At 62.5% G+C, this 16,739-nt stretch carries 10 protein-coding genes and 1 pseudogene; 5 read left to right on the forward strand and 6 right to left on the reverse strand.

Annotation, left to right across the window (positions count from 1 at the left end; all coding sequences use genetic code 11):
- Window positions 1-41: 41 nt before the first annotated feature.
- From alc to puuE, 3 genes are read right to left on the reverse strand one after another with little or no spacing between them, the layout of a single operon-like run.
- The gene (gene alc / locus PSm6_RS21370) at window positions 42-1,037 is read right to left on the reverse strand and encodes an allantoicase (RefSeq protein WP_265168143.1); all 996 of its coding nucleotides are present in this window, start codon (window positions 1,035-1,037) and stop codon (window positions 42-44) included.
- 55 nt (window positions 1,038-1,092) lie between these two features.
- Window positions 1,093-1,608, reverse strand: a complete 516-nt coding sequence (gene uraD / locus PSm6_RS21375; RefSeq protein WP_043243492.1) for a 2-oxo-4-hydroxy-4-carboxy-5-ureidoimidazoline decarboxylase — start codon at window positions 1,606-1,608, stop codon at window positions 1,093-1,095.
- On the reverse strand, window positions 1,605-2,534 hold the full coding sequence (puuE, locus tag PSm6_RS21380; RefSeq protein ID WP_021220528.1) for an allantoinase PuuE: 930 nt from the start codon (window positions 2,532-2,534) through the stop codon (window positions 1,605-1,607). Before puuE ends, uraD begins: the two co-directional genes overlap by 4 nt.
- A gap of 407 nt (window positions 2,535-2,941) precedes the next feature.
- Between puuE and uraH the strand changes: the two genes are divergently transcribed.
- From uraH to PSm6_RS21405, 5 genes are all read left to right on the forward strand, one after another.
- Window positions 2,942-3,295: a hydroxyisourate hydrolase gene (gene uraH / locus PSm6_RS21385; RefSeq protein WP_031288154.1), complete on the forward strand. Its 354-nt coding sequence runs from the start codon at window positions 2,942-2,944 to the stop codon at window positions 3,293-3,295.
- Window positions 3,296-3,575: 280 nt separating this feature from the next.
- The gene (locus PSm6_RS21390) at window positions 3,576-5,279 is read left to right on the forward strand and encodes a ShlB/FhaC/HecB family hemolysin secretion/activation protein (protein WP_265168144.1); all 1,704 of its coding nucleotides are present in this window, start codon (window positions 3,576-3,578) and stop codon (window positions 5,277-5,279) included.
- A gap of 27 nt (window positions 5,280-5,306) precedes the next feature.
- A complete protein-coding gene (locus PSm6_RS21395) occupies window positions 5,307-10,289 on the forward strand; it encodes a two-partner secretion domain-containing protein (protein WP_265168145.1) in 4,983 nt (1,660 codons plus the stop codon).
- Between the two features lie 44 nt (window positions 10,290-10,333).
- Window positions 10,334-12,403 (forward strand): DUF637 domain-containing protein, encoded by a 2,070-nt coding sequence (locus PSm6_RS21400; protein WP_265168146.1) that lies wholly within the window; start codon window positions 10,334-10,336, stop codon window positions 12,401-12,403.
- Entirely contained in the window at window positions 12,396-12,719 is a 324-nt protein-coding gene (locus PSm6_RS21405) for a hypothetical protein (RefSeq protein WP_265168147.1), read from the forward strand. Before PSm6_RS21400 ends, PSm6_RS21405 begins: the two co-directional genes overlap by 8 nt.
- A gap of 811 nt (window positions 12,720-13,530) precedes the next feature.
- On the opposite strand, the gene dctM is transcribed toward PSm6_RS21405, so the two are convergent.
- The 3 genes and pseudogenes from dctM to dctP all read right to left on the reverse strand — a co-directional run bounded on the left by dctM (window position 13,531) and on the right by dctP (window position 16,499).
- Window positions 13,531-14,814 carry a C4-dicarboxylate TRAP transporter large permease protein DctM gene (gene dctM / locus PSm6_RS21410; protein WP_184488859.1) on the reverse strand — a complete coding sequence of 428 codons (1,284 nt, stop codon included), beginning with the start codon at window positions 14,812-14,814 and terminating at the stop codon, window positions 13,531-13,533.
- Window positions 14,811-15,443, reverse strand: coding sequence for a TRAP transporter small permease (locus PSm6_RS21415; RefSeq protein WP_043243488.1), 633 nt, complete (start codon window positions 15,441-15,443; stop codon window positions 14,811-14,813). Before PSm6_RS21415 ends, dctM begins: the two co-directional genes overlap by 4 nt.
- Window positions 15,444-15,504: 61 nt before the next feature.
- Window positions 15,505-16,499, reverse strand: a pseudogene (gene dctP / locus PSm6_RS21420) (C4-dicarboxylate TRAP substrate-binding protein DctP).
- Between the last annotated feature and the right edge of the window lie 240 nt (window positions 16,500-16,739).

Raw genomic sequence — 16,739 nt, forward strand, 5'->3', positions numbered from 1 at the left:
GCCCCGCCACGGTGACGGGGGTTGCCGGAAGCTGTCCGGCGTTAACTGGCCACCTTGCCGAACAGGCGCAGGCGGCTGACGCCTCCGTCCGGGAACACATTCAGGCGTACGTGGGTGACGGGGCCGAGGGCCCGGATCTGTTCGATGTATTCGTGTTCGGCGTGCATCGAGAGTTTCTGGCTCGGTAGCAGCTCGCGCCAGAACAGGCTCTGGGTCTCGATCTGGCTGTCGGTGCCGCCTTTGACGAAGGCTGCCTGGATCGAGCAGCTGTCGGGGTAGTTGCCCTTGAAGTGCAGGGTGTCGACCACGATGCGCTCGATCTCGCCGGGGTGACCGAGGGCGACTATCACCCAATCGTTGCCAGGCGTGCGGCGGCGGGCGGTTTCCCAGCCGTCACCCATGTTGATGCCACGGCCCGGGTTGAGGATGTTGCCCATGCGGCCGAAGTGCTCGTCGGAGCAGGCCAGCGCGCGGCCGCCATTGAGGGCGGCGGCGAGGTCGAGCTGCTCGTTGTCGCCGACCGCGCTCCAGTCGCGATGGGGCACGCCGTATACGCGCAGGCGCGCCACACCACCATCGGGGTAGATGTTGAAACGCAGGTGGGTGAAGGCCTGGTCGTTGTCGATCGCGTGGTAGTGTTGGCTGTCGCCCTTGAGCTCCACGGCGCCGAGCACGTCGCTCCACTGGGTGTTCTCGTCCGGGTCGCCGTTGGCCACGAAGCAGCCTTCGAGGGACGCGGACGGCGGGTAGTTGCCGGTGAAGAAGCTGGTGTCGATGTCCACGCCCTTGATCGAGCCCGGTACACCCAGGCGGATCACGGCATGGTCGTAACCTTCGAAACGCTTGCGGCGGGATTCCCAGCCGTCCATCCACTTGCCGTTGTCGTCGAACACGCCTTCCTTCCAGACGGCCGCGGTCGGCTGGAACAGGCGGTTGACGTCAGCGAACCAGTCGTCGGTGACCGAGAGTGCTCGGGTCCCGAGGCGGGCATCGGCGAGGTTGACGTACTTTTCGAAGGGTACTGCGTAGCTCTTCATTACGGTCTGCCTTGGAACTGGGGCATTACGTGGTGCGGCGTGCGTGCAGCTGGGGTTACATCTGCTGCAGGCGGAACAGCGCGATCTTGTTGATCTCGGCCAGGGCCCGGCTGAACTCGGCTTCGGGGGAGTTGTGGATGCGCTCCTCGAAGGCCGCCAGGATCTGGTGCCGATTGCTGCCCTTCACCGCCATGATGAAAGGGAACCCGAACTTGGCCTTGTAGGCGTCGTTCAGCTCGGTGAAGCGCGAGAACTCTTCAGCCGTGCATTCGTGGATGCCGGCACCGGCCTGTTCGCTGGTGCTGGCTTCGGTCAGTTCGCCACGGACGGCGGCCTTGCCTGCCAGGTCCGGGTGAGCGTTGATCAGGGCCAGCTGGGCGTCGTGGCTGGCGCTGAGGAGGATGTCGGACATGCGCTGGTGCAGGCCGTCGATCTGGTCGACGCTGGCGTCCAGGCCGAGGTCGTAGGCCTTCTCGGCGACCCAGGGCGAATGCTCGTAGATGTCGGCGAAGGCGCTGACGAAGGCATCGCGGGACAGGCTGGACGGGGTGATCTTCTGGAAGCTGCTCATTGGGCGTTGCCTTGGAAAGGGTGGGTGGTGTGCCAGTGGCGGGCGATGTCCACGCGGCGGGCGAACCAGACCTTGTCGTGGCTCTTCACGTATTCGATGAAGCGGGCCAGGGCGGCGAGGCGCGCGGGGCGGCCCAGCAGGCGGCAGTGCATGCCGATGGACAACATCTTCGGCGCGCCGGCGGCGCCTTCGGCGTAGAGCACGTCGAAGGCGTCCTTCAGGTATTCGTAGAAGTCGTCGCCCTTGTTGAAGCCCTGCACCTGGGTGAAGCGCATGTCGTTGGTGTCGAGGGTGTAGGGGATGACCAGGTGCGGCTTCTCCACGGTGCTGGCCGGGTCCCAGTAGGGCAGGTCGTCATCGTAGGTATCGGAGTCGTAGAGGAAGCCACCTTCTTCCATCACCAGGCGGCGGGTGTTCGGGCCGGTGCGGCCGGTGTACCAGCCCACGGGGCGCTCGCCGGTCAGTTCGGTGAGGATGCGGATGGCCTCGAGCATGTGCTCGCGCTCCTGCTCCTCGCTCATGTACTGGTAGTCGATCCAGCGGTAGCCGTGGCTGCAGATCTCGTGGCCGGCCTCGACCATGGCGCGGATGGCGTCCGGGTGACGCTGGGCGGCCATGGCGACGGCGAAGATGGTCAGCGGGATGTCGTGCTTCTTGAACAGGTTGAGCAGGCGCCAGACGCCGACGCGGCTACCGTACTCGTAGAGGGATTCCATGCTCATGTTGCGCGCGCCCTGCAGGGGCTGCGCCGCGACCATCTCGGAGAGGAAGGCTTCGGATTCCTTGTCGCCATGAAGGATGTTGCGTTCGCCGCCTTCCTCGTAGTTGAGGACGAAGGAAAGGGCGACGCGAGCCTCACCCGGCCAGTGCGGATGCGGGGGATTGCTGCCGTAGCCGATCAGGTCGCGGGGGTAGTCGAGGCTCACTACTGGATTCCTTCTTGTCTATTGAGGGTTCGCGGAGCCGTGGCTGCGCGAACGCGATGGGTGATTGTATACAAATGTCGTTGCGTTTTGTAAATCGAATATTTGCCCAAGTCGACGTTCTGCAGGTTTGCAAAAAACTTGCCTGATTGGTCAGCTCTTTGCAATAAAACCCTTGTCGGGTGGAGGTATGCATCAAAATGGTGCCAGCTGCCCGAGCTCTTATGGAGGTGGGAAAAATTCTCGAATAATTGTGTACAATTCTGAAGAATAATGTCTTATATTTGTCGCATCGCGGTGCTTTGGATGCCCTTTCATAGGGCGGTAGGCACCCTGGATGCACCGAATTCAACGAGAAGAGGAGGCGTGGCAACCGCGGGTCGACGACTGCAGCGGGAGCCCGGAAAGCAATGGGACGATTGACCACCCACGTACTGGATGCCGCCCACGGTTGCCCTGGCAGCGACATCAGCATCGAGCTCTACCGCGTCGAGAACGGCGGCATGGAGCTGATCACCCGCACCACCACCAACGACGACGGCCGTTGCGATGCTCCCCTGCTGCAGGGCGAGAGCTACGCCACCGGCGTCTATCAGCTGCACTTCCATGCGGGCGACTATTACCGCAAGCGTGGCGTGAAACTGCCCGAGCAGGCCTTCCTCGACGTGGTCGTGCTGCGCTTCGGCATCAGTGCCGAGCAGGACCACTACCATGTGCCGCTGCTGATCTCCCCCTACAGCTACTCCACCTACCGCGGTAGCTAGTACCCGTCTTACCCCCTGACTCATCAGCGAGTCCTTTTTCCCAGCCCGTCCACACTGCGGGCTTTTTTTTGCCTGCGATTTGGTGCCTGTCAGCATGGAGCTAGACGGGAGAGTCCTGTCTGGACTGCGGGGTATGGCACTTCCGTACCAGGGTGATGGCATTTCGCCCCCTCTCTGACGAGTGGTTCGCATTTGGTCGGGAAAGGGCTTGAGCAAAGTTCCCGGCGCCATAAAAATGCCGCCCCGATGTCGAGATGCCACTATTCCAAGGACGGTCGCAATGCGTCTGCAGTCTTTCGCTGCGGGCTTCTGCCTGCTTTTCCCCGCTTTTTCTGTTTTTGCCGCTGACAGCCCCGGTGCGCCCTTCGCGGGTGACCGCGACCTGATCCGCGAGCGCCAGGACCGCATCCTCGAAGAACAGCGCAAGCGCCTGCAGGACCTCCAGCAATTGCCCGGCCGCGAGGCTCCCGTCCAGCCCAGCACCCCCGCCAGCCAGGGGCCGTGCTTCGACATCCGCAGCATCCGCCTGCAGGGCGCCAGCCTGATTTCCGCGTCGCGCCAGCGCGAGCTGCTCAAGCCCTTCGAAAACCAGTGCCTGGACAGCGGGCGCCTCAACGAGCTGCTCAAGGCCATCACCCAGCACTACATCGACAAGGGCTACGTCACTTCGCGCGCCTACCTGCCGCAGCAGGACCTGGCCGACGGCGAGCTGGACGTCATCGTGGTCGAAGGCAAGCTCGAAGGCCTCGACAGTTCGGCCATCGCCAGTGACCGCGAACTGGCCATGGCGTCGCCCGCCCGCAACGGCGAAGTGCTCGACCTGCGCGAAATGGAACAGCTGGTGGACCAGATCAACCGCCTGCCGTCGCGCCCCGCGCAACTGGAGCTGGTGCCCGGCGCGGACGTGGGCGGCAGCCGCGTGCAGCTCAAGGGCGAGCCGAGCAAGCCCTGGCGCGTGGGCCTGAACCGTCACAACGACGGCCAGCGCAGCACCGGCGAGCAGCAGTGGGGCGCCAGCCTCGACTGGGACAGCCCCTTCGGCTTGGCCGACCAGCTCAGCCTGCGCGGCGGCGGTGACCTGGTTAGCGACCACTGGAAGCACTCGGCCAACCAGAGCGTCCTCTACAACCTGCCCTACGGCTGGTGGAACTTCAGCTACGCTTACAGCCAGAGCTACTACCGCACCCGTAACGACAACAGCGGCTTCCCCTTCGTCACCGACGGCGAGAGCAAGAACCACCAGCTGCGTGCCGAGCGCGTGCTGCACCGAGACAGCGTCAGCAAGACCGCCGCCAGCCTCGGCGTCGCCCACCTGGAAACGCGCAACTATGTAGAAAACAGCCTGCTCGGCAACTCCAGCCCGCGCCTGACCGAATCCCAGCTGGGCTTCAACCATGGCCGGCGCATCGGCAATGCCTTCGTCAACGTCGATGTCGGCTGGCAGCGTGGCATCGGCGCCTTCGATGCCCAGCACGACCGCACCGAGTCCCACCGCTCACCCGAGGCCCGCTACAACAAGTACAGCCTCACCGCCAGCTACCTGCAGTCCTTCCAGCTGCTGGGGGAATCCTTCAGCTTCGACAGCCTGGTCAACGGCCAACACAGCGAAGACGTGCTCTACAGCCCGCAACGCATCAGCGTCGGCGGCCTCAGCTCGGTGCGTGGCTTCAAGGAGCAATCCCTCTCCGGTGACACCGGCGCCTACTGGCGCAACCAGCTGCGCTGGCGCCGGCCGGTGACCTGGGCTGTGCTGCAGCCTTTCGTGCAGGAATACGGCGCTGCCTTCGCCTACGACCTGGGGGTGATCCACGGCGATCGCTACAACCCCGGCCAGAGCGGCCGCCTCAGCGGCAACGCCTTCGAGTTCAGCGCCCGGGGCCAGCACCTGGCCGCCTCGGTCACCTTCGCGCGGTCCCTGGAACGCCCTGACGCCATCACGCGCCAGGAGCACCCGGTGTACTTCCGCTTCGACCTCTTCTTCTGATTTCAGCTTCGCCCGGAGTTCCAGTACATGGACGTTCGCAGCCCCCTGTTCCAGAACATCGCCACCCTCCTCGTCGGCGTGATGTTCCTCAACCCCATCGTCTCCACCGCCGCTGACTTGGCGGTGGATGCTGCTGCCGGTGGCAACACCAGCATCGGCAGCGCTGACAATGGCGTGCCCGTGGTCAACATCGCCACGCCCAATGCCAATGGCCTGTCCCATAACCGCTTCACCGACTACAACGTCGGCCAGCAGGGGCTGATCCTCAACAACGCCACCGACAAGCTGCAGAACACTCAGCTCGGCGGCTACATCATCGGCAACACCAACCTCAACGGCCGCGCCGCCGGCCTCATCCTCAACGAGGTCAACGGCGGCAGCCCCAGCCAGCTCAAGGGCTACACCGAAGTAGCCGGGCAGGGCGCCCATGTCATTGTCGCCAACCCCCACGGCATCACCTGTGACGGCTGCGGCTTCATCAATACGCCCAAGGTCACCTTGAGCACTGGCAAGCCGGTGGTGGAGAACGGCCGCCTCGACCGCTACGACGTGGACGGCGGCGCCATCGCCATCGAGGGCGCCGGCCTCAACGCCGGCAATGTCGACCAGTTCGAGTTGATCACCCGCAGTGCGCAGATCAACGCCGAGCTGCACGCCAAGCAACTGGCCATGGTCACCGGCCGCAACGAGGTGGACGCCGCCACCCTGGCCGCCACTGCCAAGACCGACGACGGCAGCACCAAGCCGCAACTGGCCATCGACAGCTCCGCCCTCGGCGGCATGTACGCCGGCGCCATCCGCCTGGTGGGCACCGAGCAGGGCGTGGGCGTCAAGCTCGCCGGCGACATGGCCGCCAGCGGCGGCGACATCCAGATCGATGCCAACGGCAAGCTGACCCTGGCGCGTACTGCCGCCAGCGGCGACATCGCCCTCAAGGCCACCGATGTCGACCTGACCCGCAGCGCCTATGCCGGCGGCAAGGCCAGCGTCACCAGCGGCGGCACGGTCGAGGTGAAGGAAAGCCTGGCGGCCGCCGGCGACCTGAGCCTGAATGCCGCGCGCATCGACAACCACGGCAACCTGGAAGCCGGCGTGCGCGCCGACGGCAGCGCCAACACCGCCAGCGTCCTCGACATTCAGGGCGGCACCCTGACCAACCGCGGCAAGGTGCTGGCCCAGGGCACCCTCACCACCGACCTGGCGAAGCTCGACAACCAAGGCGCGCAGCTGGTCGCCGTCGGCTCCGCCCAGGTGAAGGCCCAGATCCTGGAAAACCAGGGTGGCCAACTCATCGGCCGGCAGGACCTGAAGGTCGACGGCCAGCAGCTGGACAACAGCGGCGGTACCCTGGCCGCCAACCAGGCGCTGACCGTCACCGTCACCGACGAGGTGAAGAACCTCGGCGACGGCCTGATCCTCTCCAAGGCCGACGGCCTGACCCTCACCACCGCCGTGCTGGACAACCAGGGCGGTACCCTCCAGGCCGACAGCGGTGAGCTCAAGGCCACCGCCAGCACTCGCCTGGACAACCGCAGCGGCAAGGTCCTCGCCGGCGACGGCAAGCTGACCCTCGCGGCCGGCGACCTGCTCAACCAGCAAGGCCGCCTCAATGCCCAGGGCGGCGCCCTCACCGCCACCGTCGACAGCCTCGGCAACGGCCAGGGTCGCATCCAGGGCGACAGCGTCGAACTCACCAGCACCACCCGCCTGGACAACGGCCAGGGCCAGATCGTCGCCACCCAGGGCGACCTCGGCATCAAGCGCGGCGAGGTCATCAACGACGGCGGCCAACTCCTGGCCAAACAGGCGGTGACGGTGGATGCCGACAGCCTGCGCAACCAGGGCGGCACTGTGGGTGGCGACAGCGCCAGTCTCACCCTGACCGGCAAGCTGGCCAACGACGGTGGCCTGATCGAAGCCAGCAAGACCCTCGCCCTCGACATCGGCTCCGCCAGCAATGCCGGCGGCAAGCTGCGCGCACTTGGCAGCACCGGCACCAGCACTTTCGCCATCGGCGGCCGCTTCGACAACGACGGCGGACTGGTGGAAATCGGCAACGCCGGCTTCAGCCTCACCAGCGCCAGCCTCAGCAACCAGCAGGGCACCCTGCGCCACGTCGGTACCCAGGGCTTCGCCCTCAGCCTGGCCGATGCCGGGCAGGCCGGCGGCAGCTTCATCACCAACGGCGTGCTCAGCCTCGACGTCGCCGACTGGACCAACAGCAGCCTGCTGCAGGCCCAGCGCCTGGACCTCAAGGTCGGCACCTTCACCCAGACCGCCAGCGGCAAGCTGGTGTCCATCGACGACATCATCGCCAGCGGTGGCGACTGGACCAACGACGGCGCCATCGAAACCGAAGGCAAGCTGCAACTGGCCCTCACCGGCCGCTACCAGGGCAACGGCAGCCTGAAGAGCCTGGGCGACCTGACCCTCAGCGCCGCCAATGCCGAACTCGGCCAGGGCGCGCAACTGCGCAGCGGCGGCAAGGGCGAGTTCCGCCTCGGCAGCAGCCTGGTCAACGCCGGCACTATCAGCACCGTGGGCGATGCCCTGTTGATCGTCGCCAGCCTCGACAACCGCGGCACTCTTGGCGCCGTGCAGAAGCTGCGCATCGAAGCCCCGACCCTGCTCAACCAGGGCCTGGTCTTCAGTGGCGCCGACATGGCCCTGCGCGCCAACAGCCTCACCAACCTCAAAGGTGACATCTACAGCCTGGGCGCACTGAGCGTGGCGAAGGACGATGCGAATGGGCAGATGGCGTTGCTGGAGAACCGTTCCGGCGGCATCGAGTCCACGGGCGACATGACCCTGCGTGCCGCCACCCTGACCAACCGCAAGGAGCTGTTCACCCCCGGCAAGACGTTGGTCTCCGGCTCCATCAGCGTGGTCTGCTACGACTGCAGCGGTGATCACCACAACGTCGACTACGTCGCCACCGAGCGTTTCGAAAGCTCGGTGCTGGAAGATTCCGCCGCGTCGCGCATCCACAGCGGCGGCAACCTCGATATCCAGGGCGGCGTCATCGCCAACCGTTACAGCAGCCTGAGCGCCACCGGCAACATCGGTATCCAGGGCACCAGTCTGGAGAACACCGGCGCCGCCACCGGCATCATCGAGCGCGTCCGTCGTTTCAATACTGGGCGCGTCACCGACGGCACCGATGAGCGCTTCCGCGACAACTACATCAATCCCTACAACGCCCAGCCGATGCCGAAGGAAGTGCCCAGTGCACTCTACAGCTGGGCGTTGACCAGCGACGTCGAGACGCGCACGCCTACCGGAGTCGGTTCGCCGGCCATCATCCAGGCCGGCGGCAACGTCAGCATCCAGGCCACCCAGCCCATCACCAACGACTCGGTCCTGGCCAACCAGGCACCCCAGGGCGGCACCGCCCAGAACCTGGACAGCCAGGTAGGCCTCACCAGCCAACCGCTGGTGGTGCAGCTCAATGCACAACTGGCGCCGGACGCCAACCAGCAGGCGGTCAACCCGGTGACGCTGCCGGGCTTCGGCCTGCCCCAGGGCCAGAACGGCCTGTTCCATGTCAATCAAGGGGCCGGCCATCGCTACCTGGTCGAGACGCGCGCCGAGTTCGCCAACCTGAAGAGCTTCCTCAGCTCCGACTACATGCTGAACCGCCTCGGCTTCGACGCCGACCAGGCGCAGAAACGCCTGGGTGATGGCCTCTACGAGCAGCGCCTGATCCGCGAAGCGGTGGTCGCCCGCACGGGCAAGCGCTTCATCGATGGGCTCGCTTCGGATGAGGCTCAGTTCAAGTACCTGATGGACAACGCCATCGCCAGCAAGGAAGCCCTCAACCTCGCCCCGGGCGTGGCCCTGAGCGCCGAGCAGGTGGCTGCCCTGACCCACGACATCGTGTGGATGCAGGAGCAGGACGTGAATGGCGAGAAGGTGCTGGTGCCGGTGCTCTACCTGGCTCAGGCCAAGGACCGCCTGGCGCCAAGCGGCGCACTGATCCAGGGCCAGGACGTCGCCCTCATCAGCGGCAGCACCCTCAGTAACAGCGGCACCCTGCGTGCCAGCAACCAGCTGCAGGCGTCCGCCCTGAACATCGACAACCGTGGCCTGATGCAGGCAGGCGATCGCCTGTCCCTGCTGGCCACCGACAGCATCCGCAACGCCCGTGGCGGCATCATCAACGGCAAGGACGTCAGCGCCATCGCCCTCACCGGCGACATCATCAACGAGCGCACCATCAGCCAGGACGCCCGCAGCGGCAAGAACTTCAGCCAGCTCACCAGCGTGGTGGACAAGGCTGCCGGGATCGAGGCGAGCAACAGCCTGAACCTCTCCGCCGGGCGCGACATCCATAACATCGGCGGCAGCCTCAAGGCCGGCGGCAACGCCACGCTGAGCGCCGGCAATGACCTGGTCATCGCATCCGCAGCCGAAGAAAACGGCAGCATGCGCCAGGACAAGCGCCACTTCTGGAGCAATACCAGCACCACCCAGCATGGCAGTGATGTTCAGATTGGCGGCAACCTGCAGGCCAACGCCGGGCAGGATCTCGCCGTGATCGCCAGCACCGTCAAGGCGGGGGGCAATGTCAGTCTGGAGGCCGAACGCGACATCACCATCGCTGCGGCAGCCGACGAGAGCAGCAGCGAATACCGCTACAAGCGCAGCGGCAAGAAGATCAACAAGGAAGACAGCACCATCCGCCAGCAGGCGGCGGTGATCGAAGCAGGTGGCGATCTCGATATCGAGGCGGGTGGCAACCTGCTGCTCAGCGCCAGCAAGCTCAAGGCCGGCGATGAAGCCTACCTGTACGCCGGCGAACAGCTGGCCCTGACCGCAGGGCAGGACAGCGACTACCAACTCTACGACATGAAGAAGAAGGGGCCTTCGGCGCCAAGAAGACCCAGCGCGACGAAGTCACCGATGTCCGCAATGTCGGCACCAGCATCATCACCGGCGGCGACCTCACCCTCGCCAGCGAAGGTGACCAGCTTTACCAGCGCGCTCACCTGGAAAGCGGCGGCAACCTGACCCTCGAAAGTGGCGGTGCCATCACCTTCGAAGCGGTGAAGGACATGCACCAGGAGAGCCATGAGAAGAGCAAGAGCAGCTTCGTGTGGAACTCCATGGAGGGCAAAGGCAAGACGGATGAAACGGTCCTGCAGAGCCAGCTGATCGCCCAGGGTGAGATTGCGATCAAGGCTGTCGATGGACTGAAGATCGATATCAAGGAGATCAACCAGCAGAGCGTCAGCCAGACCGTCGATGCAATGGTGGCTGCCGACCCGCAACTGGCCTGGCTGAAAGACGTTGAACAGCGAGGCGATGTTGACTGGCGTCGAGTGAAGGAAGTGCATGACTCCTTCAAGTACAGCCATTCGGGGCTGGGCGGTGGTGCGGCGATCATCATTGCGATCATCGTTGCCTACTTCACTGCAGGTGCTGCTAGCGGGCTTATTGGCACTGCGGCGAGCGCAGGTGCAGGCAGTGGCTCGGCAATGGCTGCTGCTGGTTCTGCTTCCATGGTGTCTGCGGGTACAGCGGTTGGTACTGCGGGTGCTGGTTGGGCGAACGTTGCACTTACTTCCGTGGCTACTTCTGCTGCAGGCTCGGCCGCTGTTAGCACAGTCAATAACAGGGGCAATCTAGGGGCGGTCGTCAAAGACATTACGTCGAAAGACGCAATGAGAGGGTATGTCGTTACTGGGGTAACGGCAGGTCTGACGGCTGGGATCTACGACAAGTGGACCGGTACTAATACTGCCCCCTCAACTTCTTTACCTAATAGTGGGGCCGTTACCGCAGCGGGCGGGCTTGGCACCTGGGAGGGCGTCGGCCGATTCACTGCCAACCAGATGCTCCAGAACGGAACGTCCACGTTGGTAGATCGAGCGTTGGGTGGTGATGCCAAGCTCAGTGACGCGCTGCGCTCCAGCTTGGCCAGTGCATTTGCTGCCGCGGGCTTCAACTGGGTGGGTGACAAGACCAGCCCTCAACAGTGGGATTGGAAAGACGGCAGCCTGCCCAAGGTAGGGTTGCACGCCTTGATGGGTGGTCTCGCAGCTGAGGCGGCTGGCGGAGACTTCAAGACAGGTGCCTTGGTCGCAGGCTTGAACGAAGCAGTCGTCGACAAGCTTGCTGGTGTGTATGACCAGATGGACCCGGAAGAGAAAAAGCGCCTGCTCGTCATGAACTCGCAGGTGCTGGGCGTCTTGGTGGCGGCCAGCCAGGGAGGCGATGAAAAGAGTCTGCAGACTGGGGCCTGGGTGGCAGGTAATGCAACGCAGTACAACTATTTGACGCACAAGGAAGTTGAGGAGAAGAGTGCCAGGGAGAAGGCTTGTCCTGACCAGAAGTGCGTAATGGAGGTTAGGGAGCAATATGCAGACTTGGACGAAGGGAGAAATAAGAAGCTAGCGTCCGTTTGTCAGGATAATCCGAAGTCATGCCAACAGATACTGGATCAGTTAATAAAAGATGATCCTAAAATTCTCGAATTTTCTCGCCAAGTTGCCAAGGAGGGCAACTTCAATGAGGCGCTGGGAATTGCAATTGGGATTCGGGGTAGTAATCAGGACGCGCAGAGTATCATTGTGCGCGAATTGTCCATGTTGAAGAATGGGGGCGATAGCGGGCAGTTTCTCGCTGACCTAGCTGCTAAGCTACTTGATGCCGCAACAGGCGGAGGTGGTAGAACTGCGCCTGCAAGAGGGGTGCATACGCCCGTTAGCAAAGATACTTCTCCTATCTCAAAAGAGGCGGCAGCGGGACTTGAAAAGAAATTTGGGGATGCGCTAGATGCAAAAGAGGTAGCAGGTACAACTGCAACGGGCGGGACGAAAGTTACTGCAACGGAAGGAACGTTTCCAGACGAGGTATTCGCCGGGAAGAAACCGCATCAGACGACCCCTGGAATCGGGAGTGTGACACAGGAGAGGTACAATCCCGTAACTGGACAGCTGGAAAAATCTGTGATCGAGTACGACCAATATGGCCGGCAGGTTAAAAGAACGGATTATACTAACCACGGATATGGGAACCCAGAAAAGCCTGCGGAATATCATTCCGACCCCCACACGCATATCTATGAATATGGTCCAGGCTATGGCGCCAACGGGAAAGAGACGAGGATCAATAATGATTAGTCTTCCAGAGTTGAATGAATTGCTTGTTGCTAACAATTGCTTGCATGCAATTAGTATTCAATTAAATGCCGATGGCATGGCTTATGATTTATCTCTATCGGTTTCGGCCTCTGAAAAGGCAGGGGCTGATGTCGTGAATATCAGATTCATCGATATTAGCCAATTTGCGTCACGTGATTTTGGCGGCGGATTAACTCAGTTGATGCACATGAACGTTAATAAGATGGATTCGGGCTTCGATAGGATGCGTTATCAACTGAATGATCTTGAGGATAAAAAGCTCTCGTTTTACTTCTCATCATTCTCGCTTGATTAGTTGAGTTAAAAGCAACTGGCGAAATAGTGCCAGTCGCGCCTGTTATTTATTCCGGTATGACCAGGGCAGGTGTTGTTTGTACAAATACCGCTGACTGGGGAGTCATTGCGTTATAACTGAGGCGGTCTTGGGTATGGCCAATATTAAGCGCTGAGGGTCGGATTTCTATTGCTAAAGGATGTATCCCGAAAGTTGATGATGCATGGATTAAGGTTTCCGGAGGATGCGGGACCAAAGGGTGAGCAAATTCCTATGCATCATGTCCAGAAACAATAGGGGCAGATCACGTTTATTACGTCTAGTAGGGTTATGGAAATCCATGGAAGGTACGCTCAAGGTGTTCAGTCCTAGGAGGCCATAGTGGACAGAATGTCTTTTCTTGCATGTGGAGATGTGTGGTGGGCGCTTAGAGGCTTTCAGTGAGGGGAGTGCTCAAGGTTTAAAGTGTGTTGATTGTGAATGGTCGTTGGTTACTACGTAGATTCCAGAGATCAGGGTTGATGAACATGAGTATGATGTTCACTGTGATGGGGATTTTAAGAGTGAGGCGCATATAAGAGCTGTTGCTGAGGTATCAGGCCTAAATTTCTTGGCGTCTAGAAAGGCTCTTAGAGGGGGTGTAGTGTTTTCCGGTCAAGCAGTTGATGTTTTACGGGTTATAGAGGTTCTTGATTCTGCTGGGGTTCGGTACTCAATAGAGTCTGATTTCAAGTGGGGCTGAACAAGTATTCGTTAGAGACTGCAGCTAAGACTTTCACGTACCCATAAAAAAGCCCGGCACTAAGCCGGGCTTTTTTGCATCTGCGAACAGTCAGCTCATACCCAGCCAGTTGGGCAGTGCCAGGGAGATCCAGGGCACGTAGGTGATGAGGATCAGGAAGGCGAGCAGGATCATCAGCCAGGGCATGGCGGCGCGGATAGTGGAGGTCAGCGGCATGCCGGTCACCGCGGAAGTGACGAAGAGGTTGAGCCCCACGGGTGGGGTGATCAGGCCGATCTCCATGTTGACGACCATGATGATGCCGAGGTGGATCGGGTCGATGCCCAGCTTCATGGCGATGGGGAAGAGGATGGGCGCGAGGATCAGGATGATCGCCGAGGGCTCCATGAAGGCGCCGGCCACCAGCAGCACGATGTTGACCATGAGCAGGAACATGAAGGGGGTGAGCCCCGCTTCGATGACCCAGGCGGTGATCTGCTGGGGCAGTTGCTCGGTGGTCAGCACGTGGGCGAAGAGCATGGCGTTGGCGATGATGAACATCAGCATGATCGACAGCTTGCCCGACTCCAGCAGCACCTTGGGCGCTTCGCTGAGCTTCATGTCCTTGTAGACGAACAGGGCGATGAAGGCCGAGTAGACGGCGGCGACGGCGGCGGCTTCGGTGGGGGTGAACATGCCGGAGTATATGCCGCCGAGGATGATCACCATCAGCAGCAGCCCCCAGATCGCCTTGCGCGCGGCGCTGAGCCATTCGCGGAAGGTGGCGCGGGGCATGGCAGGCAGGTTCTTCTTCACCGCGATGATGTAGATCGCCACCATCAGCACCAGGCCAAGTAGAAGACCGGGGACGACGCCCGCCATGAACAGCTTGCCCACCGAAGTTTCGGTGGCGGCGGCGTAGACCACCATGACGATGGACGGCGGGATGAGGATGCCCAGGGTGCCTGCGTTGCACACGATGCCGGCGCCGAACGCCTGCGGGTAGCCGGAGCGCACCATGCCGGCGATGGCGATGGAACCCACAGCGGCCACGGTGGCGGGGCTGGAACCGGAGAGGGCGGCGAACAGCATGCAGGCCAGTACTGCGGCGATGGCGAGGCCGCCGCGGATGTGGCCGACGCAGGCGTTGGCGAAGTCGATCAGGCGCTTGGCCACGCCGCCGGTGGTCATGAAGGCGCCGGCCAGCAGGAAGAAGGGGATGGCCAGCAGGGTGTAGTGCTCGGAGGTCTCGAACAGCTTGATGGCCAGCGAGCGCACCGAGTCGGGGCTGAACAGCATGATGGTCAGCGAGCCGGCGAGGCCCAGGGAGATGGCGATGGGCACGCCGATGAACATCAGCAGGAACAGCAGGAGGAAGAGGAACAGGATGGTCATTGCTTGCCTTCCTCGAGCTCGGTGAGTTTCAGGGCGTCGGCGGCTTCATCGGCCAGGCCGAGACCGGTCTGCCGGTTCTGCAGCAGGCGCACGAGGATTTCGCCGTAGCGGATGAAGACCATGGCGAAGCCGAGGGGCACGATCAGGCCGATCTGCCATTGCATGACGCCGTAGTGGCCGAGGTCTTCGGCGCCGATGGCGGCGGTGAACAGGGTCTGCACCCACTCGAAGCTGGCCACGCCCAGCAGGCCGGCGTAGGCCAGGCAGCAGAGGCAGGCGATGACGCCGATGATGCGTTGCACCTTGCGCGGGGCGAGCTTGACCAGGGCGTCGACGCCGATATGGCCGGCGGTACGTACGCCGTAGGAAAGGCCGAAGAAGATCAGCCAGGCGAACAGGGCCTTGGTCAGCGAGGTGCTCCAGGTCATGGCCTGGGCCATGCCCATGATGCTGTCGCCGATGGCGAAGAGGCTTTCGCTGGCACCTTCCCAACGGTCGGCGAGGTTGTAGAAGAGGGTGTAGAGGTTGTTGAGGATCACGTAGACGAAGGTGACCAGCGTCATGGCCGCCAGGAGGAAGGCGATGAAGCCTTCCTCGAAGTGGTCCCAGACGCGCCTTAGGGCGTTCATGGATGGTGTCTCCTGATGGCTGGAGGCAGTGCCGGCGCGGTGGGCCCGCGCCGGCTGGCGGTTACTGAGCCTGGTTGGCCGCTTCGGCGGCCTTGATCAGGTCGGCGCCGATCTCGCCTTCGAACTTCTTCCACACCGGCTTCATGGCGTCGCGCCATTCGTTGCGCTGCTCGGGGGTGAGTTCGATGATCTCGCTGGTCTTGGCTTCGATGATGCGCTGCTTGTCACCCTGGTTGAGGGCTTCGGCCTGCTTGTTCACCTCGGCGGTGACTTCCTGGGTGATCTTCTCCAGCTCGCTGCGTACATCCGGCGGCAGGCCGTTCCAGAACTTGGTGTTGGTGATCAGCATGTAGTCGAGCACACCGTGGTTGGATTCGGTGATGTACTTCTGCACTTCATGCATCTTCTGCGAGTAGATGTTCGACCAGGGGTTCTCGGCGCCGTTGACCACGCCGGTCTGCAGGCCCTGGTAGACCTCGGCGAAGCTCATCTTGCGCGGGTTGGCGCGTACGGCCTTGAACTGCTCCTCGAGCACGGCGGAAGCCTGCACGCGGAACTTCAGGCCGCGGGCGTCCTTGGGCTCGCGCAGAGGCTTGTTGGCCGAGAGCTGCTTCATGCCGTTGTGCCAGTAACCCAGCCCGGTGATGTTCTTGCTCTCCATGGACTTCAGCAGGCCCTGGCCCTCGGGCTGAGCTGGAAGCGGTCGACGGCCTGGATGTCGTTGAACAGGAAGGGCAGGTCGAACAGCTGCACCTGCTTGGTGTACTGCTCGAACTTGGCCAGGGAGGGCGCGATCATCTGCACGTCGCCCAGCAGCAGCGCTTCCATTTCCTTGCCGTCGCCGAAGAGCGAGGAGTTCGGGTAGACCTCGACCTTGACCTTGCCGGGCAGGCGTTCTTCCGCGAGTTTCTTGAATAGCAGCGCGCCCTGGCCCTTGGGCGTGTGTTCGGCGACGACGTGGGAGAACTTGATGACGATGGGATCGGCAGCATGCGCCAGGCTGGCGGCACCCAGGGCGAGTGCACAGGCGAGAGCTTTTAGCGTGGGTTTGAACATGGGACTTCCTCTTGTAGTTGTAAGCAGATCCATGCGCGGGTAGCGCTACTACGGCTGACAAGAGCAAGTCTAGGCGCTGACCAGGGGGAAAGCGGTCAGTACCTGAATCACGGCCAGTCTTGTTCTTGTCGGCTCGTTGGCGATGCAATGGCAAGACCCGTACCAGGCGCGTTGAGGCACGGATTCTGGGTCCTGCGGAGCAGCGCTTGCGAGCGCTGCGGGGAATTCATGGCGGGAAAC

Source organism: Pseudomonas solani, assembly GCF_026072635.1.
GTDB classification, from domain to species: Bacteria; Pseudomonadota; Gammaproteobacteria; order Pseudomonadales; family Pseudomonadaceae; genus Metapseudomonas; species Metapseudomonas solani.